This is a genomic window from Enterococcus sp. LJL51 (assembly GCF_054871795.1).
This window is the reverse complement of sequence record NZ_JBTXLW010000006.1, coordinates 185,483-196,653: the sequence shown is the minus strand read 5'-3', so window position 1 is coordinate 196,653 and position 11,171 is coordinate 185,483. Positions and strand designations below refer to the sequence as shown.

Here is an 11,171-nt window from a genome sequence, read left to right as displayed (position 1 = left end):
AAAGTATAATCAATACGTGCTTTTATTGTTTCATTTAAATTGATTTTGGTTGCCGTATCGGTAGTATTCCCATGGTCATCCTTAATCGTAAATTCATGTGTTGAGCTAAGACGTGTCACTGGGTCTGTCACAGTCAGCTTCACTTTGTTGTTCATGCTTTTCGCTGTCAGGATACCATCTGCTGAGATTTCAGCGTCTCCAGTTACACTATATTCCGGCTTGCTCACTAGACCGTTGAATACCTTAGTATATTCTGAAAGATTGATTGTTTCTCCTACTGACAATTCTGGAATATCCTTAATTTCCGGATGCTTCATTTCTTCTTCCGTCAATGCCCACGTTCTAAACTCATATTCTCCAATCTGACGTTTTAACACATTATAATCCATCACAAAACGAACTTTATCCATTGGTATATAGCGATTATCATTAATTTTACTAATAATAGAGTAATATTTCCCTTCATACTGGAAATGCTTGAACCAGTCACTTGTCTGCACACCATTTACTGTTGGCAGCACACTCGAAGGTGTACCTGTCGGCGATTCTATAATTACTGCGTTTAGCTTCTCCGCCTCTGAAATTTCAAAAACATCATTATCGAAAGTATAATCAATACGTGCTTTTATTGTTTCATTTAAATTGATTTTGGTTGCCGTATCGGTAGTATTCCCATGGTCATCCTTAATCGTAAATTCATGTGTTGAGCTAAGACGTGTCACTGGGTCTGTCACAGTCAGCTTCACTTTGTTGTTCATGCTTTTCGCTGTCAGGATACCATCTGCTGAGATTTCAGCGTCTCCAGTTACACTATATTCCGGCTTGCTCACTAGACCGTTGAATACCTTAGTATATTCTGAAAGATTGATTGTTTCTCCTACTGACAATTCTGGAATATCTTTAATTTCCGGATGCTTCATTTCTTCTTCCGTCAATGCCCACGTTCTAAACTCATATTCTCCAATCTGACGTTTTAACACATTGTAATCCATCACAAAACGAACTTTATCCATTGGTATATAGCGATTATTATTAATTTTACTAATAACAGAGTAATATTTCCCTTCATACTGGAAATGCTTGAACCAGTCGCTTGTCTGCACACCATTTACTGTTGGCAGCACACTCCAAGGTGTACCTGTCGGCGATTCTATAATTACTGCGTTTAGCTTCTCCGCCTCTGAAATTTCGAAAACATCATCATCGAAAGTATAATCAATACGTGCTTTTATCGTTTCATTTAAATTGATTTTGGTTGCTGTATCAGTGGTATTCCCATGATCGTCACCTATCAATAAAGTGATTTCTTTAACAATTTTCTTGTCCTTACTAGTAATCTTGAGCGTTGTCTTTCCTTTTTCAAGTCCAGTGATTTTTCCATTTCTATCAACCTTGGCCAATTTTTGATCCTGAATTGTCCAAACCAGTTCATCTAAATAAGCATTTTCCGGCTGTAAGGTAATTGGTGCTTGCTTCGTCTCATTTACATCAACAAATAAAACATTTTCATTTACAATAATATCTTCTAAAACTACAGGGATTCTTGTCACTGTCAATATAAAAGAAGCTTCTTTTCCACCATCTTCACTTTTCACAGTAATCGTTGTCTGTCCTGCCTTTACTCCAGTAACTTTTCCCTCTTTATCAACAACTGCAATTGTCTCATCTGCACTTTCCCATTTCAAGTTTTTGTTTGATGCATTCTCTGGAATGATTGATGGATTGGCTTCAAAAGACTCTCCTGCTTCAATGGTTTTTTCTGAAAAATCAAAAGAAACACTTTCAACAGGACGATGCTTACTAATTTTAACCTTCATTGAAGTTGCTGGCGCATCCAATACCTCAATTGAAAACTCACCATAGTTTCCATTAGAAAGCTTCGTTGAAGGATTGGTTGTTTTTGTAACCGAGTTTGCTTGCGTTTTTTTATGGATTCCTGTTCCAATGTAATAAAATGGATCCCCATACCAGGGATTGTTTGCATCCATCTTAGAAGCACCCGTAATATTTTGTTCTGCCTCAAGCAGTGTTACCAGCTGCTCACCAACACTAACGTTTTGTCCATATCGTTTATCTACACGGTAAACAGCAATGCCGCCAGAGTGAAAGAACATAGATTGATACCCCTTATCAAAGCCTTCAAACTGTCTATTTTCAATCAGAAAATACTCCCAAGAATTCTCTGTATTCACTCTTAAAATATTGGGACTGTCCACTTTATTTAAAAGTGTCCGCAGCTCATAAATACCCTCTGGATTTTCATCTAAATCCACAACCTGAACCGGCATTCCCAGTTGTTCTTTAGAATAAGCATCCAGTCCAGCTGGTGTTGTTCCAGAGACCTCTCCACGCTCAGCATTCCAACTTCCACCGGCCATTAACGAGGTTGCTCCTAGCCCTTTACCAGACCCTGTTGTATTATACAAATCCGGCAACCCTAAATCATGCCCAAATTCATGAGCAATTACTCCAATTGAAGCAATTTTATTATTGTTGCTGCCGCCAAAATCCATTTTTTCGCCAAAGGTGGTATAATACTTTATTTCCTTTCCATCAAGTTTAGGCAGGTAATAAAATTGATATTTATGTCCTCGAACACCTGGTATAGTCATATTGGTCTGTTTGGAAGCTTCATAACCAGCATAAATAGTCATTACATGAAGCTCATCTTGTTCTAGATAATTTGGTTTTTCACGGTTCCTAGTGTCATACTGGGCAAAATCTACATACTCATCTGCTTTTTCTAGTGCTTCCTTCATTATTTCTCTACTTAAAGTTGCACTGATATTTATCCCTGTATTTGGGTGCTTACGATTCAATTTAACTTTTACAATCCCGTCATTCGCCCCATAGCTATCTATAGCTGGTTTAATATCAATTTGCCCTTCCGTCTGTTCTTGATAATAGGTACGCATTGATTTCCCTGATTCACTAAAGATTTTATTTTCCCATTCTGCTTCAGTTGTGGAAAGAGACACATCATCAAACTCTACAAGAATCACCAATAGATTCTGATCTTTACTCCACTTCATCTGAGAGCGCAGTTTACTTGTTGTATCTGATAAAAAGTCCTGACTTTGAACGCTGCTTTCTACAATTTCAGCTTCTGTCAATGCATTCATAGGGCGATTATCGATACCATATTTAAATAAGCTTGATGCTCCTTTATTATAAGAGTCAGTTGTTTCATAATACCAATAATTATCCGACCCTCTCTTGACGATTGCTCCATCGTCAGTAAGATAGTAACTATTAAACTCATCTCCTCTAATCGTTACCTCAAACCTCGATCCATTCGGCTGCTCAATTGTTTGTCTTTCATTTGCAACAGAAACAGCCTGAGCCTCCATGCCAATCATCAAACTTGATGCCAGCAATAGCCCCCCTAAACAACTAAAAAACCTTTTTCTTTTTTTCATTTAACAAACTCCTTTAACTAAAATGTATATTCATTATATATTACTAGTTATTTTATTACATTAGTTTTTCAAAAAAAATTTGAAATAATAAGGAATGGTTTTTCAGTCAATAAATATTTTTATTAAAACAAAACAAGGTCGGGATAATTTCGTCTCGACCTTGTTTTCTTATTATTTTATAACTATAGTACCGTTATATTAAACCTTATATTGTCTATTTGTTTTTCTTAATTTGAATCGTTTCCTTTTGAAACCTAAACAATCGAAAATGATAGATTACTGTGAATGCTTGTCTGTATCTTTTGGTTCTCCATAAACATTGACACTACTGTGGGTTCCTTTTTTAGTAAAGTTCTCAATAAGTTCCTTTACATCTAAGCCAGTTGTTTCTTTCAATGTTTCCTGCGTTCCAGCTAGCAAGTTCGTTGCATAATTAGTAATACGGTTAGCTCCGGAGTTTTCACCGCCGGCTCCTGTGTCAACTACTGAAATCTTATCAATATTTCCTAAAGGCTGTGCAGCTTCCTTCATCAGGTCAGGCAGCATTTCCAGTACCATACTTAAAACAGCAGCCTCGCCATATTGTTTAAAGGCATCCGCAATTTTTTCTTTTGCTTCTGCTTCTGCCGCGCCACGGGCTAGTGTTGCTTCTGCCTGCGCTTGACCAGCAAGACGTGTCTGATTTGCCTCGGCTTCTGCTAATGATTCAATTCTAAAACGTTCTGCCTCTGCCTCGGCTACCTCTCTTGCTTTTTGTGCAAGTGCTTCCTGCTCTTTTGCATAACGGTCAGCATCAGCTTTTTTCTTCACTTCAGAATCGTATTGTTTCTCGCGGCGAGTAATTTCCTTTTCTTCCAGCTCGATTTGCTTTTGACGCTCAATGACCTTAACTTCCATTTCTTGAGCAATAACTTCTTGTTGTGCCCGGGCACTTTCCAAGTTATAGGCTTGATCGGCTTTGGCTTTAGCAATATCCTGTTCTTCTTTATAGGTTGCCAACTTCAATTCTTTCTCTTTTGAGGCTTCCGCGATTTCTGCCTGTCTTTGCAGCTCAGCCTGCTGAGATTCTTTTTCGGCCTCTGCCTTTTTAATCCGTGTTTCTTTCCATGCTTCAGCTTCAGCAATATCCGCATCGCGTTTTACTTGAGCAATTCGAGGTTTACCTAGAGAATCCAGATATCCGTTTTTATCACGAACTTCTTTAATTGTGAAGGATACAATGATTAAACCCATCTTAGCCAAATCGACACTTGCAACTTCCTGAACACTTTGACTAAACTTATCTCTGTTTTGATATATTTCTTCGACGGTCATTGAACCAAGAATTGAGCGTAAATGTCCTTCAAGGACTTCTCTTGCTTCATTTTCCAGTTCTTCCCGTGTTTTACCTAAAAACTGTTCGGCTGCTGTTGCAATTTCTTCAACTGATGAGCCGATTTTAATAATCGATGTCCCATCACACATAACGGGAACCCCTTGTTCCGTATAAACCTCTGGTGTGGAAACATCCAGCTTGCTTGATAATAGACTAATCCGGTTGGAACGCTGAAATACTGGAAGTACAAAAGCTCCGCCGCCGCGGACAATCTTAATTTTATTACCTCGGTCATCGGCATGAACATTTTTTGTTCCTAAATAGCTTCCGCTAATGATTAGCGCCTCATCCGGCTTAGCTGTCTGATACTTCGATACAAATATAATCAGTACCATCAATAAGACAAAAGCAGCTAAAGCAACTGGTATCAAAATCCCAAAACTCATATTTTTTCTCTCCTCTTTCACTAAAATACTAATTGTTTCATTTCATCTGCTTATCTGAAACCTGACCTAACAATTCAGTATCAAATAAGTATTCCTTTTTCAACTCATTTTCACACTCGTTTGCAAATAAACTTTTTATTTATCAAACAGAGAAAAATAGTTGCTGTAGAGGTCTTTTGCTTCATCTCGCGAGTTTCCCGTTTAAATCTTAATGCTGTTCTCGTAAGGAACAACGTAGCAAACACGATTCGTTACTTCTATGATTAGTACCTTGGCACCCTTTTCAATGACTGCTTCCTGCGGACTATAGAGAGCTGCCGGTCTACTCATCGATCCAGTTACACTTTGCAATTGAATCTCGCCCATACCTGAAATTGGGATGGGGGTAATGACCACTGCAACCTGTCCTTCCATGTCCTTCTCTGAAATTGAAATCGTCGACTCAGCATTTCGCATTGGTGCAAACAGATAAAAATTCATCAGAAAAACAAGCACCATTGAGACAGCTGCACCACCTGCAAAGATCAGAATATGACTCCAATCAGTCAAGTATTCTCCTAAATAGCCGAACAGAGAGGTGAACGCCAGCCATGGAATAATCAGCATCGGATCAACTGGTCCGTCAAAATCGAAAATATCTCCGATCAATAGTAAAATCACTGCAAGCCCCGCACAAATGATCAGAACATATAAATAAATCGTCTGAAGCGGTATCCCCTGTATCACTTTCTCACTCCCTTTCCTGTCCGATGTTATCTATATTCTACCAATGTTTATTCAAAAATAACAGGATAATATTGATGATTCCAAGCATTAATATGATTTTTCCCTTTGTATTTTCTTTTATAAAAGGGAGGGAATCTATAAAATCAGTTACATTTAATAACAAATGAATCATAATCAAAAAATAATTCCTTCATATCTTAAATAAGAGAATAAAAACAGACAGAAGAGTAAAATCAAGTCTTCTGTCTGCAAAACATTAATTTTTTATTAAGAAAAAATGAAATTATTCATTGGACTTCAAGGCATCAATCATGTCGATTTTTTTCAATTTTACGTGCATCAGTATCATAACTAGTAAGGTAAAGAAGGCTGTAATTAACGCAGAATATGCATAACTTTCCCAATGAATCGTTGGTGAAAACATCAGCATGTCAACCTCTACTGTTTCTAGAACATACCGATGGACAATTTTACCCAGCAGCGAGCCAAACAGAATACCTAGCAGTGTTAAAATGATATTTTCCCGATACACATACATAGTTACTTCCTGATCATAGAAACCTAACACCTTTACTGTTGAAAGCTCTCTAATCCGTTCAGAAACATTGATGTTTGTCAGATTATACAAAACAATGAATGCCAGTAAGCCTGACACAATAATTAGCACCCAGACAACAACAGTCAGACTGCCTACTGTATCATTGAGCGCCTTACTTGATGTAGAAAGAAAGGTAACATTTAGCACACCAGGAAGCGCCAGCAGCTGGCTGCCGATAGTTTCTTCAGCCTTTTTCGAAGGCTGCTTATCGAATAAGAGAAAGTCTGTATTATAATCTGGTTCCTTCCCTATAATTTGTCGATAAAGAGTAGGAGTTAGGTAAGCAAAATGACCCGTATAGTTTTCAGCAATACCAGTAATTTTAAACTGGAACTTTTGATTATCTGCATTTTTTAAAGTGAGGTCATCACCAATCTTATAACCAAATAATTTAGACAGTTTTTCATTAATGATAACACCGTCATCTGTAAGTGCATATTTTTCCCCTGTTTGCCGATTTGCAAATGTGATAAATTGTTCTACCTCTGTTGGTTTCTCAGGAACATAAATCATCACATCTTGAGCCGCTTGCCGCCCTCTATGGCTGGTTTCCAGCGTCTCAACATGAAGAGGCATTGCCTCTTTCAAGTTACTGGAATTTTTTAGTTCTTTTTGATATGCTTGCTCTTCTTCAGTAGAATGATTCTCTGCTTTAGTAACAACTGCCTGATAATGCCAGACCTTATTATATTGAACCGCCACAATATCTGAAATTGAATCTCTTAAACCAAAGCCAGTAATAATCAAAGACATACAGCCGGCAATTCCTAAAACAGTCATTAACATGCGTTGTTTGTATCGGAAAAGATTTCTTGCTGTTACTTTTTGAATAAAACTTAGCCGTTTCCAAATCGGCGTTACACGTTCTAACAGAATCCGTTTTCCAGCTTTTGGTGCCTTCGGCCTTAACAGAACAGCGGGTGAGCTAAATAAATCCATCCGCAAGACAAGCATGGATGCGCCAACTGTACATAAAACAGCCAATAATAAGGCAAAAACACTATATCCTAGATACCAAGGTGTCACAAAATCTGGAATATTGTACAGCTGACCGTATGCATCGAATATGATTACTGGAAACAAATAATAACCTACTGCCAATCCCAATACCGCTCCACACAGGCTGGCAACAACACCATAAAGAAGAAATTTAAAAGCAATTTCACCATCACGATAGCCTAGAGCTTTTAAGCTGCCAATCTCTGTTCGTTTTTCTTCCACCATTCTTGTCATGGTTGTTAGACTTACAAGCGCAGCAATCAAAAAGAAAAAGATTGGAAAGACAACTGCTAATGAAGAAATACGATTTGCATTTTCTTTAAATTCCTTATAACCGGGATTGTCTTCACGGCTAAAGTAATAATAAGTGGCCTCCGGCAGCTCTTCCAGCTCCTGCTTCTTTTCTTCCAATGTCTGCTTTGCCTCAAGCAGTTTTGGTTCATTTTCCTTTTTTTGCTTTTCAAATTCAGCAGCTGCTTCATTGTATTCAGCTTCTCCCGACACTAACTGCCGCTGCGCTTCATCCAGTTGTGCTTGCCCCTCACTCCGAGCCTGCTCAAGCTGTGCTCGTCCGGCGGCAGCCTGAGCTTTCCCAGCTGATAGCTGATATTCCGCCTGTTGAAGCTGTTCTTCTCCGGCAGCAAGCTGCTGCTGGCCGTCATTGTATCGGGCAAGCTGCTGATTCAGTAATCCGATTTGCCCATCTATTGTCTGCAGACCAGCTATTGCCTGATTCAATTGTTCCTGAATGCCAGCTATAACAGGATTAACTGCTGCTACAAACAAACCTATATTTTCCTTCACAGGATTAGCAATCAGCTGTTGCAAAGCTGCTGAAACTGATTCATTCGCCTGCAGCTGAGCTAAAGTACTCTGCCAGCCAGCGGCCTGTTGGGCAACGGCTGCTGCAAAATACTCATCAGCAGTCAGCTGCAGCCCTGTTACCGCAGCTGTCAACGTTTGATACCCATCAAATTGCTGCTGCAAAACTGCAGATGTACTGCTCAGCTCAGCTCTTTGAGCCTGTAGCTGTACCAGTGCCGTCTGCCCTGCTGCAATCTGCGGTGCAAGCTCATTCAACTCTGCTTTTTTCTGTTCTAAAAGTATTTTTTGATTGCTTAGTTCTGCTTCTGATTGATCTATTTGAATCTGACTTGCTGTCAATTCATTCTCAGCTGCCGTCATTCGATTTAAAAACTCAGCTTGAGAGGTCTCAAACGCTGTTTTTCCAGCTTCCAGCTCAGCTTTGCTGCTAGCCAATTGACTTTGAGCATCCGCTAAGCTTTTCTCTCCATCTTGAATCTCCTGTTCAGCCTTTATCAGCTCTGAAGCTGCTGCTTCTTTCACTTCTTCTCTACGTTCCTGCGGACGGTCTTTCATCTGTTCTTTCAGACTTTTTACTTCTTTATCTCTAATTTTGTCGTAGCCTTCAGAGTAGCTGGCTTCATTTTTCAGCTTGTCAAAAGTGTAAAGAATCTCAGTATACACAGTACTTTCCATATCCGCTTCTGGAATTACCGCAAAATAGTCCAGTGTTCCCTTGCCCACCGTGGTATTTCCTCTGCTGATATTTTCAATATACTCTGGTGAACGGATAAATCCTACAATGGTAAACTCTCTAGTTTTCAGCTGATTATCTTTGTCATCGCTATCGGATACAATAAGCCGCTCATTTAGCTTGTAATTGCCTCTTTCAACCACTAAACTATCCAAGGCAATTTCACCGCTTTTTTCAGGCATTCGTCCTTCTGTTACAACATACTCAATAAGTTCATCTTTAGCTTCAAGATTTTTTCCAATAAACTTTATTCCTACATTTTTGTCTGAAACAAGCACATCTGCTGTGTGCCTAGGCAGAACTTGAGCAGTGGCAGCATTTTGAACTGCTTGAACATCCTTATCGGATAAACCTAAAGAAGAAACGATTTTCCCGTCTGACAGCTTTTGTTTTGAAAAGTAGTTATCAGCAGTTTGTGTCATATCCGGACCAGTCGCTTTTAAGCCGACAAACACCATCACACCTAGAAAAATAATGCCCATGATAGATAAAAAACGAGTTTTTGACTGCCTGATTTCCCGCAAACCAGTTTTAATTAACGCACTTTTTTTCATTTTAAAGACCTACCATTCTATCTCAGCGACAGATACCGGCTGTTCATTGACAACCATGCTGCGGACCTTCGCATCATTGATCCGGATTACCCGGTCAGCCATGGGAGCCAGTGATGAATTATGAGTAATAATCACCACAGTCGTTCCCGTATTTCTTGCAGTATCCTGTAAAATACTTAGAATTTGTTTTCCTGTTTCATAATCCAAGGCTCCTGTTGGTTCATCACAAAGGAGCAGCTTGGGTTTTTTGGCAATGGCGCGGGCTATGGTTACCCGCTGCTGTTCTCCTCCGGATAGCTGCGCCGGAAAATTATCTAAACGCTCACCTAAGCCAACAGACTGCAGAACTTCTACAGGATCTAATGCATCAGCGACAATCTGCGAGGCTAACTCAACATTTTCTTTGGCAGTCAAATTAGGAACCAGATTATAAAATTGAAACACAAAACCGACATCGTTCCTGCGATAGGTTGTCAGTTCTTTACTACTAAATTTAGAAATATCTGTCCCATCAATGATAATTTGCCCCTCATCGCAGAAATCCATACCTCCCAATATATTTAGAACAGTTGATTTACCAGCACCGCTAGGTCCTAAAATAACGGCTACTTCTCCTTTTTCAACGGAGAACGTGATGCCGTCATTTGCAGCAATCGTTGTATCCCCCATATGGTATCTTTTATACTCATTGATTACATCTATATAAGCCATCTACACTCTCCCTTTCTCAATAAAAGTTTATCATAATTAGCTTCTGATTACTTTTATTATCCTTCAATTAAAATTTGAAAAATTCTTTTGCTTTCATTTCTTTTTCTCGTATAATGGAAAAATGAGCGTAATTGCTATAAAGGAGATTATTTATGAGTAAAAAAAAGAAAAGCAGTTCATCCGTTAAAGTTCCGCCAATGGTTTTAGTGGCTGGAGTATTAATTATCCTTGTTCTAGGTGCATTGGGTGTTCAGGTTCCATCCCAGGTTCAGGAATTTTTTGGCTTAGAGTCAACACCTGTTGAACAAAATTTGCCCGCTTCAACTCCGAATCAGGAATCTACTAATCCTGGTCCTGAAGAATTGGGAACAGCAGCCTTTTCTTCCGCTGAAACAAAGGATAGCAAAAAGGGCTGGATTACTTACCACGAGTTGGATTCTCTAGGGCGTGCAACTGGAGCAGATGCCTTATTGAAACCAAATATGGTAAATACTGGGACTACTGCCAATCAGGATGTACGTCCCCCGGGCTTCATTTCTGGTAAAGCACCTTATGATCATTCCCGCGGGCACCTAATTGGACGACAATTAGGCGGTTCTGGTGATGACAGCCGCAATCTTACGACACTTTATCAAACGCCTGTAAATTCGCCCTATATGACAAAATACGAAAACCAGATACGTAAAGCCTTGGATGACGGAGAGACCATTCGTTACCGGGTAACGCCAATTTATGAAGGTTCAGATTTGCTTTGCAAAGAAATAGAGATGGAAGCAAAAGGAATAAAAAGTAATACTGCAATTAACTTTCGTGTAAAAATTTTGAATGAAAAGTAGGTGGATACA

Annotated in this window: 6 protein-coding genes; 1 reads left to right on the top strand and 5 read right to left on the bottom strand. The window is 39.2% G+C overall.

The features are described from left to right. The 5 genes from ACYSNQ_RS08510 to ACYSNQ_RS08490 form a co-directional block, all read right to left on the bottom strand. A partial coding sequence (locus ACYSNQ_RS08510) for a M6 family metalloprotease domain-containing protein (RefSeq protein WP_426082489.1) occupies positions 1-3,419 on the bottom strand: 3,419 nt, incomplete at its 3' end. Positions 3,420-3,695: 276 nt separating this feature from the next. Continuing rightward, complete coding sequence (locus ACYSNQ_RS08505; protein ID WP_426082488.1) at positions 3,696-5,180, bottom strand: flotillin family protein; 1,485 nt, start codon at positions 5,178-5,180, stop codon at positions 3,696-3,698. 201 nt (positions 5,181-5,381) lie between these two features. After that, positions 5,382-5,906: an NfeD family protein gene (locus ACYSNQ_RS08500; protein ID WP_426082487.1), complete on the bottom strand. Its 525-nt coding sequence runs from the start codon at positions 5,904-5,906 to the stop codon at positions 5,382-5,384. A 283-nt stretch (positions 5,907-6,189) separates the two neighbouring features. Continuing rightward, positions 6,190-9,615, bottom strand: coding sequence for an ABC transporter permease (locus ACYSNQ_RS08495; RefSeq protein ID WP_426082486.1), 3,426 nt, complete (start codon positions 9,613-9,615; stop codon positions 6,190-6,192). 9 nt (positions 9,616-9,624) lie between these two features. Further along, a complete protein-coding gene (locus ACYSNQ_RS08490) occupies positions 9,625-10,326 on the bottom strand; it encodes an ABC transporter ATP-binding protein (protein WP_426082485.1) in 702 nt (233 codons plus the stop codon). Positions 10,327-10,478: 152 nt separating this feature from the next. On the opposite strand from ACYSNQ_RS08490, the gene ACYSNQ_RS08485 reads away from it, so the two are divergent. Continuing rightward, entirely contained in the window at positions 10,479-11,162 is a 684-nt protein-coding gene (locus ACYSNQ_RS08485) for a DNA/RNA non-specific endonuclease (RefSeq protein ID WP_426082483.1), read from the top strand. Positions 11,163-11,171 lie beyond the last annotated feature (9 nt).